14 protein-coding genes are annotated in these 16,765 nt (G+C 43.6%); 1 reads left to right on the forward strand and 13 read right to left on the reverse strand.

All coding sequences use genetic code 11. The features are described 5' to 3' along the window. Nucleotides 1-2: 2 nt before the first annotated feature. The 13 genes from ACG95_RS07130 to rpsB form a co-directional block, all read right to left on the reverse strand. The gene (locus ACG95_RS07130) at nucleotides 3-308 is read right to left on the reverse strand and encodes a L7Ae/L30e/S12e/Gadd45 family ribosomal protein (RefSeq protein ID WP_047999869.1); all 306 of its coding nucleotides are present in this window, start codon (nucleotides 306-308) and stop codon (nucleotides 3-5) included. After that, nucleotides 298-597 (reverse strand): RNase P modulator RnpM, encoded by a 300-nt coding sequence (gene rnpM / locus ACG95_RS07135; protein ID WP_047999870.1) that lies wholly within the window; start codon nucleotides 595-597, stop codon nucleotides 298-300. The genes ACG95_RS07130 and rnpM overlap by 11 nt, the downstream gene beginning before the upstream one ends. Nucleotides 598-623: 26 nt before the next feature. Then, on the reverse strand, nucleotides 624-1,847 hold the full coding sequence (gene nusA, locus ACG95_RS07140) for a transcription termination factor NusA (RefSeq protein WP_047999871.1): 1,224 nt from the start codon (nucleotides 1,845-1,847) through the stop codon (nucleotides 624-626). A gap of 21 nt (nucleotides 1,848-1,868) precedes the next feature. Next, nucleotides 1,869-2,345, reverse strand: coding sequence for a ribosome maturation factor RimP (rimP, locus tag ACG95_RS07145; protein WP_047999872.1), 477 nt, complete (start codon nucleotides 2,343-2,345; stop codon nucleotides 1,869-1,871). Between the two features lie 417 nt (nucleotides 2,346-2,762). Further along, nucleotides 2,763-7,076 (reverse strand): PolC-type DNA polymerase III, encoded by a 4,314-nt coding sequence (locus tag ACG95_RS07150; protein ID WP_047999873.1) that lies wholly within the window; start codon nucleotides 7,074-7,076, stop codon nucleotides 2,763-2,765. 512 nt (nucleotides 7,077-7,588) lie between these two features. Then, a complete protein-coding gene (locus ACG95_RS07155; protein WP_047999874.1) occupies nucleotides 7,589-9,298 on the reverse strand; it encodes a proline--tRNA ligase in 1,710 nt (569 codons plus the stop codon). Nucleotides 9,299-9,337: 39 nt separating this feature from the next. Next, nucleotides 9,338-10,615 (reverse strand): RIP metalloprotease RseP, encoded by a 1,278-nt coding sequence (gene rseP / locus ACG95_RS07160; protein ID WP_047999875.1) that lies wholly within the window; start codon nucleotides 10,613-10,615, stop codon nucleotides 9,338-9,340. A 37-nt stretch (nucleotides 10,616-10,652) separates the two neighbouring features. Beyond that, complete coding sequence (locus ACG95_RS07165) at nucleotides 10,653-11,438, reverse strand: phosphatidate cytidylyltransferase (RefSeq protein WP_047999876.1); 786 nt, start codon at nucleotides 11,436-11,438, stop codon at nucleotides 10,653-10,655. 14 nt (nucleotides 11,439-11,452) lie between these two features. Next, a complete protein-coding gene (locus tag ACG95_RS07170; protein ID WP_082137328.1) occupies nucleotides 11,453-12,232 on the reverse strand; it encodes an isoprenyl transferase in 780 nt (259 codons plus the stop codon). A gap of 121 nt (nucleotides 12,233-12,353) precedes the next feature. After that, a complete protein-coding gene (gene frr / locus ACG95_RS07175) occupies nucleotides 12,354-12,917 on the reverse strand; it encodes a ribosome recycling factor (protein WP_047999877.1) in 564 nt (187 codons plus the stop codon). Nucleotide 12,918: 1 nt separating this feature from the next. Further along, nucleotides 12,919-13,641, reverse strand: coding sequence for a UMP kinase (gene pyrH / locus ACG95_RS07180; RefSeq protein ID WP_047999878.1), 723 nt, complete (start codon nucleotides 13,639-13,641; stop codon nucleotides 12,919-12,921). 200 nt (nucleotides 13,642-13,841) lie between these two features. Beyond that, on the reverse strand, nucleotides 13,842-14,720 hold the full coding sequence (tsf, locus tag ACG95_RS07185; protein WP_047999879.1) for a translation elongation factor Ts: 879 nt from the start codon (nucleotides 14,718-14,720) through the stop codon (nucleotides 13,842-13,844). Between the two features lie 103 nt (nucleotides 14,721-14,823). Beyond that, entirely contained in the window at nucleotides 14,824-15,627 is an 804-nt protein-coding gene (gene rpsB / locus ACG95_RS07190; protein WP_047999880.1) for a 30S ribosomal protein S2, read from the reverse strand. 226 nt (nucleotides 15,628-15,853) lie between these two features. Between rpsB and ACG95_RS07195 the strand changes: the two genes are divergently transcribed. Continuing rightward, a complete protein-coding gene (locus tag ACG95_RS07195) occupies nucleotides 15,854-16,576 on the forward strand; it encodes an HAD family hydrolase (RefSeq protein WP_047999881.1) in 723 nt (240 codons plus the stop codon). The last annotated feature ends 189 nt before the right edge of the window (nucleotides 16,577-16,765 follow it).

The following is a 16,765-nucleotide window of genomic DNA, read 5'->3' on the forward strand; positions in this document are numbered from 1 at the left end:
CTTTACGGTGTCATGATCGCCAACATTTTCTTGGCAAATCCAGCATCGGTAATCGCATAAACGGTACGTGGATTACCTGATGCTGCACTCAATTCCTCTTTAGTAAAGGTATCGATCACTGGAACGTTATAAGATTGGGCCTTATCATGAAATTTTTTGGCAGTCGTGGGACCGGTATCACTAGCAATAAAGACTAGTTTAGCCGATTGATTACGAATTGCAGTCAGGGTTAGACCCTCACCCGCAATTTGCTTTCTGGCACGTCGCGAAAGGCCCAGTAGGTTTAAACAAGCTTGATTAGGCGTCATGTCCGAAGAGTTCCTTTCGGGCTTGTTGATGATCAACATAAGCCACTAACTCATCGTAGAAGTCTGCGTCAACTTTAATACTAAACGCTTTATCAAACGTTTTTTCTTTCTTGGCGCGTTGTGCAACTTCAACGTCTAACGCGATGTAAGCACCGCGACCTGGCATTTTACCGGTCGGATCTACGGCAACTTCATCTTGCTTGTTCTTAACGACCCGTACTAAGTCTTTTTTGGGATGCATTTCACCCGTTACAATATCTTTGCGTAACGGCACTTTTCTTTTTTTCATATCCCAGACCTCCTTTAGTTACTTAATTATTCGGCGTCACTAGCTGGCTGATCATCCTCAGCCACCTCAGTTTCAGCCTCAAGCGTTGCTGCACTGTCAACATCACTTGCTTCATCGGTAGCTGGGGTTTCATCAGCAACTTCTGAATCAACGACATCATTAGCATCAGCTGTTTCGGCTTCCGCAACGTTATCAGGGTTTGCATCCATTATATCAGATGCTTCCGTTTCTGATTTGATATCGATCTTGAATCCAGTTAATTTAGCAGCTAAACGTGCATTTTGACCACGTTTACCAATTGCTAATGACAATTGATAGTCCGGTACAATCACCGTACAGCCACGTTCATTTTCTGGATCAAAGATAACGTCAAGAACTTCAGCTGGGTTCAATGCGTTCGCAATGAAGACTGCTGTGTCATCCGTCCATTCAACGATATCCATGTTTTCACCGTGTAATTCGTTAACAATCGTTTGAACACGTTGCCCCTTAGGACCCACACAGGTACCCACGGGATCAACGTTAGGATTGTTAGAACGAACCGCAACTTTAGCACGATCGCCAGCTTCGCGAGCAATCGACACGATTTCAACGATCCCGTCGAAAATTTCAGGAACTTCTTGTTCGAATAGACGTTTCAACAAGTCTGGCGCCGTCCGTGAAACGAACACTTGGGGACCCTTCGTTGCGTTTTCGACTTTAGAAACGTAAACCTTGATCTTGTCGTGAATCCGGTAAGTTTCACCAGGTAATTGATCAGTACGACCCATTACGGCTTCAACTTTACCAAGACTCACGTAGACAAAACGATTATCCTGACGTTCAACTTCACCAGTAACGATTTCATTTTCGTATTGGCTGTATTCATCAAAGATAATGCCACGTTCAGCTTCCCGAACACGTTGCATAATAACTTGCTTTGCAGTTTGAGCAGCAATCCGACCAAAGTTCTTGGGGGTCACTTCAAAACGAATCTCGTCGCCGAGTTCGTAAGCACGGTTGATAGCAAGTGCATCCTGTAAGTTCACTTCTAGGCGTGAGTCAAAGACGTCTTCAACAACTTCCTTAACGGCGTATACGTGAATGTTACCCTTAACTTGATCAAAGTCAACTTCAACGTTCTGCGCTTGACCATAGTTACGCTTGTAAGCTGATACAAGTGCTGCTTCCAGTGCTTCGATTACGACTTCTTTTTTGATGCCCTTCTCTGATTCCAGAGTATCGAGGGCTCCTAATAATTCCTTGCTCATGTTGTAGACTCCTTTACTGAGTTAGAACTTAACCGCTAAACGGGCTTGTGAAATCTGTTGACGATCGATAGTAACCGTCTTATGACGGGTCTTATCTAGATAGGCAACGGTCAATGTATCTGGTGTCACGGCAGTCAAATCGCCTTCAAAGACTTTCTTACCATCCACCTTTTGGTATAACCCAATATGAACGTACTTGCCGATTGCATTTTCGTAATCAGCTTCTTTCTTCAATGGTCGTTCCGCACCTGGTGAAGAAACTTCCAAGAAGTAGGCTTGTGGAATTGGATCTGGTTCGATAGTATCTAATTTCTCACTGAGTTCATCACTAACCATCGCACATTCTTCGATATTAATGCCACCTGGCTTATCAATGTAGACGCGCAAGAACCAGCTCTGACCCTCGCGAACAAATTCCATGTCTACAAGTTCAAACTGGTGCGCATCAGTAATGGCTGCTGCCAATGGCTGAATGGTTTCAACAACGTTATTACTCAAGGCTGTGCCTCCTATTCAGATTAGTCCAATAAAAAGAGTGAGCATCGCTGCTCACTCGTTAACGAGTTTTAAATTACAACCCATATAGTAGCATAATTATCGTTAAACCGCAAGTTTACGCTATTTAAAGCTCCTATAATTAAAGCTATTGTTGCTAGAATAGCTCATTTTAATTTATACATTCTCTTTGAAATCTATTTAAATTCTAACAAAACATTTAATTAAACGGCTGCATGTGTACTTTTAAGTTGCCAAACACCCGCTTCTTACCGTCACGTTCTAGCAATTAGACTAGTCAACAAATATCTCGGCAAATCGAAAGTCAATCACTCAAGCTTTAGACTAATAACAAAAAACTACTTGTAGCTAACCATCACGCGGTTAACTGCAAGTAGCCTATTACTTCAACATATATTTTTAGAACAATGATAATTGATTTTCATCCGGCAAATCGCTTAAAACACCGTTTTCCGTCATGAATTCAATCAACGTCTTAGAAACCTTACCACGTTTAGACAAATCTTCCTTTGATAAGAATGGTTTATCCGCACGCGCGGCTACAATCTGCTTGGCAACGTTCAATCCCAAGCCAGGAACGGCTCGGAAAGGCGCAATCAGCGTGTCCCCCTCGATCAACCAGTCAGTCGCATCGGACTTATCTAAGTCAACCATTGAGAAGTTAAACCCACGTTCCAGCATTTCGTTAGCCAGTTCGAGCACCGTCAGTAAGTTCTTTTCCTTAGTGCTGGCGTCCATACCCTTATCCGTAATGGTTTTCATCGAAGTCTTAACGGCGTCTTTGCCGTGCGCCATGGCAACTAAATCAAAGTCATCCGCACGTACCGAGAAGTAGGCCGTGTAATAGATCAACGGGAAGTAAACCTTATAGTACGCCACCCGCAGCGCCATCAAGATATAAGCTGCCGCATGGGCCCGCGGGAACATATACTTGATCTTTAGACACGACTCGATGTACCAATCCGGCACATTCGCATCCTTCATCGCTTGTTGCCACTCGTCAGGAATCCCACGTCCCTTACGAACGTGTTCCATAATCTGGAAGGACATATCTGATTCCATGCCGTAGTGGATCAAGTCGGTCATGATATTATCACGACAACCGATAACTTCGGCCAGTGTGACGGTACCGTCTTTGATCAACTCTTCAGCGTTACCTAACCACACATCGGTTCCATGAGAAAGCCCAGAGATCTGTAACAATTCATTAAATGTGGACGGGTGAGTTTCTTCCAGCATTCCACGAACGAACCGCGTCCCAAATTCCGGAATCCCAAGTGTCCCCGTTTTCGAGAAGATCTGTTCGTCAGTAACACCTAATACTTCAGGGCTCGAAAAGATCTTCATGACATGCGGATCAACTGGTGGAATACTCTCAGGCTGAACCCCCGATAAATCTTGGAGCATCCGGATCATCGTAGGATCATCATGACCCAGAATATCAATTTTCAAGATATTATCATGGATCGAATGGAAATCAAAGTGGGTCGTTTGCCAAGCGGCTGTCTGGTCATCTGCTGGGTATTGAACCGGTGTAAAGTCGTAGATGTCCATGTAATCAGGCACAACGATAATCCCAGCCGGATGTTGCCCAGTCGTTCGTTTAACACCGGTAGTCCCCTTGGCTAGCCGGTCAACTTCAGCTGAACGGAAGGTTTGATTAGCATCCCGTTCATAACCTTTGACATAACCATAACCAGTCTTGTCAGCGACCGTACCGATCGTTCCGGCCCGGTATACGTTCTTCTCACCGAACAGTACTTTTGTATAATTATGCGCAATTGGTTGGTAATCCCCAGAGAAGTTCAAATCAATATCGGGAACCTTATTTCCGTAGAATCCAAGGAAGGTTTCGAACGGAATATTTTGGCCGTCGCGCACCATGTCAGTTCCACACTTTGGACAGTCCTTTGGTGGCAAGTCATACCCTGAACCATACTCATTATTAGTGTAAAAATGTGAATACTGGCAATTAGGACAACGGTAATGTGGTGGCATCGGGTTAACTTCCGTAATCCCTGACAATGTCGCCACTAAACTAGAACCGACCGAACCACGAGAACCAACTAAGTAGCCGTCCTTATTACTCTTGAACACTAATCGCTGGGCAATCAAGTAAATAACTGAGAACCCGTTACCGATGATACTCTTCAATTCTTTGTCTACCTGTTTTTGAACAATCTCGGGTAGTGGATTACCATACCACGCATGCGCACGATCCAGCGTCAATTTTTCAATCTCTTCTTCGGCGCCCTTCATCCGCGGTGTGTATAACTTATCCTTAACCGGTCGAACAGTCTCAAACTGATCCGCTATTGCACGCGGTGTCTCTACGACTACCTCGTGTGCCAATTCTGGACCTAAGAAGTCAAACGACTTCAGCATTTCATCGGTCGTCAAGAAATGGACATCAGGACGTTCCGTTCGGTTCAACGGATTCCCTGGTTGCGAATGGATCAAGATCTTCCGGTAAACCTTATCCTCGGGATTCAAGTAATGCACATCACCAGTAGCTGCCACTGGAATCTTTAGTTCATGACCAAGGTCGACCATATTATGGATGATTTCTTCCAAGTGTTGGTTATCGGCAATCAAGCCACTCTCAATCAGAGACGAATACGCTGCTTTCGGCTGAACTTCTAGGAAATCGTAGTAACTGGCCTTTTGCCGGGCCTCTTCCTGCCCTTTTTGCATCATCGCCGTGAAGACTTCACCGCTAGAACAAGCCGAACCAACCATAATGCCGTCGCGGTACTTATTCAAAATACTTCGTGGCACTCGGGGAACCCGATAGTAATATTCCACGTTTGACAGTGAAATAATCTTAAACAGATTCTTCAAGCCCGCCTGCGTTTTAGCATAGAGAGTCGCGTGAAACGGTCGTGCATGTCGGTAAGCTGAGTTTTCGTTCATATGATCATTTAATTGATCGTGATATTGAACTTCGTAGCGCTCCTCCGCATCCTTAATAAACAGATGATTCAGATGACCCGTCGTTTCAGCATCATAGATGGCACGATGATGATGTTCCAAGTTAACGCCGAACTTCTTCGCCAACGTATTCAAACGGTAACCCCGTAAGTTCGGATATAACCACCGTGCTAACGTCAACGTATCAATGATAGGGTTCGTAATCGGCCCCATCTGATGACGCGCGTAACCAGTATTCATGAAACCAATATCGAAAGTGACATTATGCCCAACGATAATCGCATCACCGTAAAATTCGCGGAAAAGTCGGAAAACTTCTTCCTCCGACTTGGAACCTCGAACCATGTCATCGGTGATACTCGTCAAATTAGTTGTCGTTTCGGATAAGTGAAACCCAGGATCAATGAATTCTTCAAACTGATCGACAACGTTCCCTTTAACCATCTTGACGGCTGACAATTCAATCACCCGATCATAAATGGCTGACAGTCCCGTTGTTTCCGTATCAAAGATCACATAGGTCGATTCCTTTAAGTCATCATGCCTATCGTTATAAGCAATGGGCACACCGTCATCGACCATGTTGGCTTCGACACCATATAAGATCTTAATGTTATTTTTTTCTCCAGCCGCAAAAGCTTCGGGGAATGCTTGGGCACCCGAGTGATCGGTAATCGCAATCGCGGGGTGACCCCACTTAGCTGCCTGCTTAACGTAATCTGACACACCGTTCGTGGCATCCATTTGACTCATGTTGGAATGCAAATGCAATTCAACCCGTTTGTCATCTTCAGGAGCTTTGTCTTGGCGAGTCGCATGGGTCGTTTCGTTAATATCATAGGCATTGATAGTCAAATCGCGCATGAAGCTATCTTCCTGAACAGAACCACGGACGCGCACCCACATACCCGCTTTTAAAGCAGCAAATTGGGCTTCATCTTCAGCATTACGTGAAAATTTCTTAACGACCATTGAGGAACTGTAGTCGGTTACCTTCAGAATCAATAATTGCCGTTGTGAACGCAGCGTCCGAACTTCCATGTCAAAAACGTAACCTTCAACGACTACGGAACGTTCTTCTTCAGTAATCTGTACCAATTGCTTGGCCGGTTCCTGCGAATTGATCTGTTTCCCTAATTGTACTGGCCCATCAATTTGAACGGGGGCATCCGCTTGTTTTTGACGTTTTTCGTTAGCCTTTTTGATGGCTGCCTCAGCCTTCTTTGCTAATTCTTGGTCAGACTTAGCTTTTTGGGCGTGAAATTCTTGAATCTTTGCCTGTGACGCCGTTTCGTCAATCATAGTGTGCACGGAGAACTTCGGAAATCCGAGTCGCCGATACGTACTTTCAATTGGTCCCAAGGCTTGGTTGGTTAAGAAATTACGAATCACTTCATTTTCTGCCAGCAAAATCACCCGACCGTCTTCATAAGTCGGCACGTTGCTATTACATAATGACTGTACTAAAGGAGATTTGATGCCACTATTCTGGACAATCCACTCCCAGTATTCCGCTAACGCCCGTGAATTGACTTCCGCATCATCGGTCGCTACCGTATAAGTCACCTGCGCAATATCTCTGAAGGCCAACTGTAATTTATTCTGAAAAGTCATAAATTGCTCGTATGGCAAAACATGCTGCAAGTGCAGATGGAACTCCCAAACTTTTGAAGCTTGATGAACGGTCAGCTTAGTAATCGCAGCTTCCGTAAATTCAGGGCCCATCGGCATTTCAATTTGTTCAAGAAGTTTCTCAAACATTTCTTGTTGATCTAAACTCACCTGTAGGCCTCCTTGTGTGTCACTAGCCATTAATATTAATGCAAATTAGATTGATATTTGTCATGATTATATTTTAATCTAAGCTTTAAATAGAACACTGATTGCTATTTAAAAATTGGGTGCACACCTAACTGATATCAACTACTATCCAGCCGTGAGGGGCGTCCTGACAATGTTCAGTGATGAAATTATCCTTGGCTGAGTGCTTTTCTCGGCTAGGATAAGGCCAAGCTTAAAGATTGCAGCGGGGTTTTGCTGAGCTTTAAGTGTGCCCACCACGTTTCCAACATTGTCAGGACGCCCCGGTAGGCGGAATTAGGGCGCATTCGTCATCCACAATGTGTGTATTAGCGGTACCAGCAATTTTCAGCTAACAATCATCACTATAGCTAGATTATTTATCAATAAAAATCACCTAGCTTCGAATAGCCGAAACTAGGTGATTTTCGCATTCACTCATTACTAAGTGTACGCATTTTTAAGCTAACTTGCAACGAATGGATTCGCAACAATTAGTCAATATTTTCAAGTAAGACTGCCAAGTTATTGGCCGTTTCTTCTTGCTTAACTTCTAAAGTTTCACCAGTTTGGCGGAGTTTGATTTCAACAATGCCTTCGCTGGCCTTCTTACCGATCGTAATCCGAACTGGAATCCCAGTCAGATCAGAATCCGCAAACTTAACCCCAGGACGTTCTTTACGATCATCGTATAAGACGTTGTAACCAGCAGCCTCTAGTTGTGCTTCAACTTGGTTAGCAACTTCAACTTGATCTTCCTTCTTAGGGTTAACAGGAATCACGTGCACGTCAAATGGTGAAATAGCTTTAGGCCAGATCAACCCATCTTCATCAGCACGTTGTTCAGCGATTGCTGACAACAAGCGTGATACCCCGATACCGTAACAGCCCATGATAACCGGAACGTTACGACCGTTAGCATCTAAGACTTCGGCGTGCAAGTCCTTAGAGTAACGCGTCCCTAATTTGAAGATATGACCAATTTCAATCCCCTTAGTGAACTTCAAGACACCCGCACCATTAGGTGAAAGTTCGCCTTCTTGAACAAAACGAATATCCACATAATCTTCTGCGTGGAAGTCGCGTTCAGGGTTCACATTGGTAAAGTGATGGCCGTCTTCGTTAGCACCAACTGTGATGTTGACCATGTCTTTAACATATTGATCAGCAATAATCTTAACGTCAGCACTAACGTTAACTGGTCCTAATGAACCAAAACTAGCACCAAGATATTGTTGGGCTTGTTCAGGGGTTGCCATATCCAAGAAGTCAGCACCCAAGTAGTTCTTTAACTTAACGTCGTTGACTTCATGGTCACCACGTACTAAAGCCATTACTGGCTGTTCGTCCGCGATGAACAAGATACTCTTAACGAGTTGATCAGCGTCAACCGTCAAGAAATCAGCCAATTCATCGATTGTGCCAACGCCTGGTGTTTCGATCTTTTCCATGTCTTTAAGTGAAGCATGTGACTTCTTAGGCACGTACAGGCTACGAGCCATTTCCAAGTTAGCGGCGTAGTCACTAGCGTCGGAATAAACGATCGTATCTTCACCAACGGCAGCCATAGCAGAGTATTCACGAGAATCCTTACCACCCATGGCACCACCATCACCGATAATTGAACGGAATTTCAATCCACAACGTTCAAAGATATTTTGGTAAGCTTTCGCCATATCTTGGAACGTGTCATCTAAAGAGCTTTCATCCGCATGGAATGAGTAAGCATCCTTCATGATGAATTCGCGGCCACGTAGCAAACCATAACGAGGACGATCTTCATCACGATACTTGGCTTGGATTTGATATAACGTCAATGGCAAACGCTTGTATGACTTTACTTCATCACGGATCAATGACGTAAAAGTTTCTTCATGGGTTGGTCCCAAGATGAATTCACGATCATGACGATTTTGTAGTTTGAATAGTTCGGGACCGTATGTTTCGTAACGGCCGGTTGCTTTCCATAATTCGGCTGGAATCACAGCGGGAACTAACATTTCTGCTGCATCGATCTTTTCCATTTCTTCACGAATAATCGCTTCGATCTTCGTTAAGACCCGGTAAGCTAAAGGTAAATAAGCGTACATTCCGGCTGAAATCTGACGAATATAGCCAGCCCGTAACATCATCTGATGGCTTAATGCTTCAGCATCGTTAGGGACTTCTTTTAATGTCGGAATTAATAATTTCGATTGTTTCATCTACAAATCTTCTCCTCATGGTTCCAGTTTAATTATCACTTAGAAGAAATACCGTTGAATATCGTTCCAAGTTACTAAGATCATTAATAACATCAATAGGCCAAACCCGACTAAAGTAATGATACTCTCAGTCTCAACTCGCAATGGTTTGCCCCGAATGCCTTCAAAAATGTTCAATACTAGTTTACCACCATCAAGTGCTGGAATTGGTAACAAATTAACAATTCCCAAGTTGATCGATAGGACTGCCAGTAAGTAGATCACCGTACGTAAGCCAGATTTAGCCGCTTGTGAGGTGGTCGCAAAGATTGCCACTGGTCCCCCAAGATCGTTCAAGCTAAAACCGTGTGTAAACATTCTTCCAAGGACTTGGAAGATCTGTTTCGTAATTCCCCACGACCCCGTAAATCCGTAAGCCAGCTTGGCACCAAGACTCGTATCCGTCTTGGTTGCCCACTGAACCCCAATTTGACCGACTTTATTACCAGATACGGTTTTGCTAACTGGGGTGACTTTAACGTGCTTTGTCTGTCCATCGCGTTTAACTGTTAAGTTCAACTGCTGCTTAGGACTATCCTGAATCAGGATGGAAATCGACTGGGCACTGGTCATCTTTTTCCCGTTGACCGCAACAATCTGATCACCTTTTTGAATACCAGCTTGACGCGCAACTGAGTTCGCCGTAGTTGCAGCGACGTTGGTGGTCGTCGTGGTCACGCCACCCTGCATGAATGCAAGAATGGCAAAGGTAATGATTGCCAGAATAAAGTTATTCATGGGACCGGCAAAGTTAGTTAACATCCGTTGCCATAACTTAGCTGATTGAAACTGAACATCGACTGGTGCAATTTGCACCTCGGTGCCGTCACTTTCAACAATGGTGGCATCGTGATCAACGGCATAACGCTTAACTTCACTCTCATCGCCATTTTCGTAACCTTCGATCCATAACTCTTTTTCGAGATCGGTAGCGGTCACTGACAACGGAATCCCGTTGAACAAGGTCGTTTTTTTACTAGCATTGATTGAATGAACTAGGCCATCTTCACCGACTTGCAAACTAACAGGTGTCCCAGGCTTAAGTTCTTCATCCTCATCGTCCGCTACGCCGGCCATCCGGACGTAACCACCGATTGGTAAAAATCGTAACGTGTAGGTTGTGGCATTGCGCCGAAACGCTACCGCTTTAGGTCCCATCCCGACTGAAAACTCTCGCACGAGGATGCCCGCCTTTTTAGCGAAGTAGAAATGACCAAATTCATGGACAATAACTAAGATACCGAAAACGATAATGAACGTAATAATTGTAACGATCAATTAAGCGCTCCTTTCTCCCACGGTTGGGTATTCGGTTCTAAAATAGACCGAATAAGTGTGCGATTGGAAAGACAAGTAACATACTGTCAAAGCGGTCCAAAATCCCACCATGACCTGGCAAGATTTTACCGGAATCCTTAACACCATAATAACGTTTTAAAGCTGATTCTACTAAATCACCAAATTGGCCAACGACTGATAAGACGATGGTGATTGCAATCATACTGATCGCACTCGCATAACCAACGTGGAAACCAATTGCAAAGGCACTGGCAATGATGACACCAATAATACTACCACCAATGCAGCCTTCCCACGTCTTATTAGGACTGATTGGCGTTACTTTGTGTTTACCTAGCTTACGTCCAACCATGTAAGCCCCACTATCCGTTGCCCAAACGATGAACATTAAGAAAAGTAACATATAAACACTCACACCACGTGCAGCGGTGAAGTAGTTAAAGCCCATCCCAATGTATAACGTTCCAAGTGTCAAGACACCGGCATCGTCAAATGAGAACCGGTTCCGTGACCACACAGTGTGTAGCAAGAGTAAAATAACTAAAAAGTAAACAACGTACGCTTTGTTTAGTTGATCAGGTAGACCATTGAACCATTTGTTAGGTGCAATTTGAATCATAACCGCCAACATACTCACAATCGCTTCAAATGAAATCAGCAATTTCTTACGCATAATCAGCAATTCACTCATTGCGATTGCACCTAATAACATAGCGACAATATCTAACGTTACCCCACCTATAAAAATAACTGGAATAAACAAAATTAACGCAACGACTGCCGTAATGACCCGTTGTCTCATACAAAAACTCCCTTTTATTTGTTATCAGCAATACCGCCAAAACGCCGATCACGACTTTGATAATCCGCGATACAGGCTTTCAGGGTCGCTGCCGTAAAGTCCGGCCATTTTACATCTGTAAAGACCAGTTCACTATAAGCAATCTGCCACATTAAAAAATTGGAGATCCGTTCTTCACCGCTCGTACGAATCAACAAATCAGGATCACTGTACGGAGCCAACGATGCCGTCATCAAAGCAGCATCAACCGTCGTATCGTCAATCTCATCGACTGTCAATTGTCCATCAGCAACCTGCTGGGCAATCTTTTGTACCCCAGTCACGATCTCAGCCCGTGAACCGTAGTTCAAAGCAAAGTTGAGGACCATCCCATCACAATCCTTAGTCTCTTCAATAGCGTTGTTGACGGCCGTTTGAGTCGCGGCTGGTAACTTATCCACGTAACCCATTACTTGCACCTGCACGTTATTTTTGATCAAATCCGGCACAAACGTATCAAAGAAACTGACTGGCAACTGCATTAAGTAATTCACTTCATCAGTTGGCCGTTTCCAGTTTTCCGTTGAAAACGCATAGAGCGTCAATACTTTAACGCCCAAATCACTAGCAGCGATCGTAATCTTCTTGACCGTATTCATGCCTTCCTTGTGTCCAGCAATCCGCGGTAAGTGCCGTGACTTTGCCCAGCGACCATTGCCATCCATAATGACAGCAATGTGGGCTGGAATCCGATTAGTGTCAAGTTGCACGTCATCCATATCAGCAGGATCCTTCTTATTAAAAAAAGCGAACAAAGCGCACCTCCATAAAAATAGCTTAACTATGCACTATTTTACCAAAAAAAGCCTCATTTAACTAATCGTGAACAAAAAAAGGCTTGAATTTCTTCAAGCCTTAATAAAAAAGCGGTAAAATTTAGCCTTCTAAGATTTCTTTTTCTTTGTCGGCAACGATGCTATCCATATTCTTACCAGCTTGATTGGTCAATTTTTGAGCTTCTTCTTCAAGTTCATGTAATTGATCATCAGTGAACTGACCGTCTTTATGAGCGCGTTTCAATGCTTCCATAGCATCACGACGAACGTTACGAACGGCAACCTTGCCACGTTCACCTTCTGCTTTAACGTCCTTAGCCAATTCCTTACGACGTTCTTCCGTCAATTGTGGAATCACTAAACGAATCGCTGAACCATCGTTAGCTGGGCTAATACCCAAGTCTGAGGATAGGATGGCCTTTTCGATTTCTTTTAAGGCACTCTTGTCAAATGGTGTTACCATCAATACCCGTGGCTCAGGTATCGTAATTGCAGCCATCTGGTTCAATGGTGTCATTGTCCCGTAATAGTCTGCTGAAATTCGGCTCAACAATGAAGCGTTAGCACGTCCTGCTCGAATGTTGCCAAGTTCACGTTGTAAAGCGGCTTCCGCTTTATCCATACGATCCTGTGCGTCTTTTAAGATTGGTTCTGTTACTGCCATGTTATTTCCCCCTTACTGTCGTACCGATGTGTTCACCAGCAACGACCTTACGAATATTACCAGGTTCATTCAAGTTAAAGACCACAACTGGAATATCATTATCCATTGATAATGAACTAGCCGTCGTATCCATAACTTGTAGCCCTTTGTTGATAATATCAAGATGCGTTAATTTATCAAACTTCACAGCATTACTGTCCTTGTTAGGATCAGCGGAGTAGACCCCGTCAACACCATTTTTAGCCATTAAGATCGCATCGGCATTGATTTCAGCGGCACGCAATGCAGCGGTCGTATCAGTTGAGAAGTATGGACTACCCGTACCACCAGCAAAGATCACGATCCGACGTTTTTCTAAATGACGCATCGCCTTGCGACGAATGTAAGGTTCTGCAATCTGACGCATTTCAATCGATGTCTGTACCCGTGTTGGTACGCCGATTGATTCCAAATTATCTTGGAGTGCTAAGGCATTCATGATGGTTGCAAGCATACCGATATAATCGGCTTGGGCACGTTCCATTCCCATTTGAGCACCGGCTTCACCACGCCACATGTTACCACCACCAACTACGATGGCGATTTGAACGCCCATATCATAGACATCCTTTAATTCTTCGGCTACCGTTTTGATAACGGGTGGGTTAATACCAAAACCCTTTTCACCTGCTAAGGCTTCGCCACTAAGTTTCAGGATTACACGCTTGTATTTAACTTCTGACATCGTTTTGTCCTCCTCAAGATTATCTGTCTATTATTTTACCATATATTTGAATTAGCGTTCGCTTACAGCCAGTAATACGGTATAAAAACTAACCGAATTCTCTTTTTAAACCGGCTTCACAGCAATCCCTACAAAAAAGGAATCACTACAAAAATAAAATTTGCAGTAATCCCCGTTTTAGTTATTACTTTAGACTATGATTAGTCTTTGATTTGACTCATAACTTCATCGATAAAGTTATCAGCCTTCTTTTCGATACCTTCGCCAACTTCGAAGCGAACAAATTTGTTAACTTTGCCGCCCTTAGATTCAACGTAGTGAGCAACGGTTTGGTCAGAATCCTTAACGAATTCTTGATCATCCAAACTGATTTCTGAAAGCCACTTGTTCAAACGGCCTTCAACCATCTTAGCAACGATCTTTTCAGGCTTGCCTTCGTTTAAGGCTTCCTTACTTAAAACTTCTTTTTCGTGTGCTAAACGTTCAGCAGGCACTTGAGTACGGTTAACGTATTCTGGGTTGATGGCAGCAACGTGCATTGCAACGTCCTTAGCAACTGTTTCATCAGCGCCGTCTAAGACAACTAAGGCACCAATTTGACCGCCATTGTGAAGGTAAGCGCCAAAGTTTTGGTCGTCACTCTTTTCAACAACTTCAAAACGACGAAGACTGATCTTTTCACCAGTAACTTGAGTCGTTTCGATAACGTCATCTTTAACTGTACCGTTAGCTGTCTTCAATGCCAAAGCATCGTCAACAGTAGCTGGTTCAGCTTCAGCAATCATGTCAGCAAGTTCTGTAACTAAGGTCTTGAACTTGTCAGTTGAAGCAACTGAGTCAGTTTCACAGTTGATTTCAACAATTGCGGCTTTGTTACCTTTAATAGCAACGGCTGCAGTACCTTCAGCGGCAACACGGCCACTCTTCTTTTCAGCCTTAGCAACACCTTTTTCACGTAAAACGTCAACGGCCTTTGCCATGTCACCATCAGTTTCAACTAACGCTTTTTTAGCGTCCATCATACCAACGCCGGTCTTATCACGAAGTTCTTTAACTTGTGCTGCAGAAATCTTTGCCATAATGTACTCTCCTTTGAGTCTCTTGATTTTAGATAAAAAGCTGCCCTCAAAATCAGGCCGTAATGGTCCGCGATTTTTTAGACAGCCTAATTATTTCAGTTAATTATTTAGCAGACTTGCCATCATTGTCGCCTTCAACGGCTTCAACGATATCTTCCAAAGAATCAACAGACTTTTTAGCGTCTTTGTTGTCTTTGAATGTATCTGCGGTAACATCTTCATCTTCACCTTGACGGCCTTCGATAATAGCGTCAGCCATCTTAGCAGTGATCAAACGAACGGCACGAATAGCGTCATCGTTTGATGGGATGATAACATCGATGTCATCTGGATCAGTATTCGTATCAACCATGGCTACGATAGGAATGTTCAACTTTTGAGCTTCCTTAACCGCAATTTGTTCCTTGCGAGGGTCAACGATGAATACAACGTCTGGAATGCGAGGCATATCTTCGATACCACCCAAGAACTTCTCAAGCTTAGCGCGTTGTTTCATTAATAATGAAACTTCCTTCTTAGGTAAGCGGTCGAAAGTACCATCGGCTTCCATCTTCTTTAAATCTTTAAGACGTTTGATCCGAGTTTGGATGGTGTTCCAGTTAGTCAAAGTCCCACCTAACCAACGGTGGTTAACGAAATATTGACCAGCACGGGTAGCTTCTTCTTCGATTGAATCTTGGGCTTGTTTCTTAGTCCCAACAAAAAGAACAACACCATCATCAGCTGCAGCGTCCTTAACGAAGTTGTAAGCTGAATCAATCATCTTGACCGTCTTTTGTAAGTCAATGATGTAGATACCGTTCCGTTCCGTAAAGATGTATGGTTTCATCTTAGGATTCCAACGACGAGTTTGGTGACCGAAATGGACACCGGCTTCAAGCAATTGTTTCATAGAAATAACAGCCATAATAAATATGCCTCCAAAAAATTTGTTTTATTCCGCCCCACCGGTCATCTGCTGACGGCACTCTCCCGAGCACAGCCGCCAACATCACAGTGAGTGTGAATTGGTTTTAACACCAAAAATTAGTATACCGAAAATCACCAGTGCATGCAAGCAATTTCATCAACAATTTGTGAATCACCAAAAGTATGTTAAAATACAATCTCGCATAGGGAGGCTCACTTAAATAATGATAAAAGCCATCATTTTTGATCTCGACGATACATTGTATGATCAAAAATCACCGTTTGTCACCGCGCTGTCTGAAACCTTTCAGCGGCCATTAGCTGGTGACGAACTCGCACAAATCTTCAATCGATTCCATGATTTTAATGATCAAACCTTTAATCAGGTTACCGACGCCACCCTCAGTTTAGAAGCGTGGCAGACTGCCCGTATCCGGTACGCCTTAGCCACAGTTACTGATGATGTTACGACCGACTGGGCTATCCAGTTTGAGATGGCCTATCAACAGGCACTCACAAACATTCAGTTATTTGAAGGCCTAGCTAGCACGCTGACTAAACTCAGTAGCTATTATAAAATCGGCGTCATTACTAATGGTCCTGCGTCAATTCAACATCAAAAGTTGCACCAACTTCAGATTGAACACTTCGTTCATCCTGATTATATCTTCATTTCCGAAGAACTAGGAATCGCCAAACCCGATCCTTCCATCTTCACTACCTGGGCTCACCAAGCTGGCATTAAAGCCGGCGAGGCCGTCTATGTCGGTGACAACGCTGCACTTGATATGACTAGTGCTAAACACGCTGGTTGGCAGACTTTTTGGTTCAATCACCGTCAAAATGATCAGGTAAAACCCAACGTCATTCCTGATCAAATTATTCAGAGCCCTGCTGAACTAAATGACCTACTGTTAGCACTCGTGCAGGCTGCTGACGCTTCATAAATACTTTAATATAATGATTTATTTCAAACTAGTCATCATTGACGGCTGCTTCTTGATTCACTCAGAAGACCGTTCAGTAATAACTAGTTTTTATTTTGTAGGAATTAATATTTTAACTAAATGTCGAAAGTTACTAATCCACTGAAGATGGTGGTATGACGATGATTAGAAAACTAAAATTAGTCACGG

The organism is Lactiplantibacillus herbarum (assembly GCF_001039045.1).
GTDB lineage: Bacteria > Bacillota > Bacilli > Lactobacillales > Lactobacillaceae > Lactiplantibacillus > Lactiplantibacillus herbarum.

Excerpts from the sequence above, each read along its gene's own strand:
- ACG95_RS07130 (WP_047999869.1), bottom strand. The coding sequence starts at position 308 with ATGACGCCTAATCAAGCTTGTTTAAACCTACTGGGCCTTTCGCGACGT.
- rnpM (WP_047999870.1), bottom strand. The coding sequence starts at position 597 with ATGAAAAAAAGAAAAGTGCCGTTACGCAAAGATATTGTAACGGGTGAA.
- nusA (WP_047999871.1), bottom strand. The coding sequence starts at position 1,847 with ATGAGCAAGGAATTATTAGGAGCCCTCGATACTCTGGAATCAGAGAAG.
- ACG95_RS07155 (WP_047999874.1), bottom strand. The coding sequence starts at position 9,298 with ATGAAACAATCGAAATTATTAATTCCGACATTAAAAGAAGTCCCTAAC.
- ACG95_RS07165 (WP_047999876.1), bottom strand. The coding sequence starts at position 11,438 with ATGAGACAACGGGTCATTACGGCAGTCGTTGCGTTAATTTTGTTTATT.
- frr (WP_047999877.1), bottom strand. The coding sequence starts at position 12,917 with ATGGCAGTAACAGAACCAATCTTAAAAGACGCACAGGATCGTATGGAT.
- pyrH (WP_047999878.1), bottom strand. The coding sequence starts at position 13,641 with ATGTCAGAAGTTAAATACAAGCGTGTAATCCTGAAACTTAGTGGCGAA.
- tsf (WP_047999879.1), bottom strand. The coding sequence starts at position 14,720 with ATGGCAAAGATTTCTGCAGCACAAGTTAAAGAACTTCGTGATAAGACC.
- rpsB (WP_047999880.1), bottom strand. The coding sequence starts at position 15,627 with ATGGCTGTTATTTCTATGAAACAATTGCTTGAAGCCGGTGTCCATTTC.
- ACG95_RS07195 (WP_047999881.1), top strand. The coding sequence starts at position 15,854 with ATGATAAAAGCCATCATTTTTGATCTCGACGATACATTGTATGATCAA.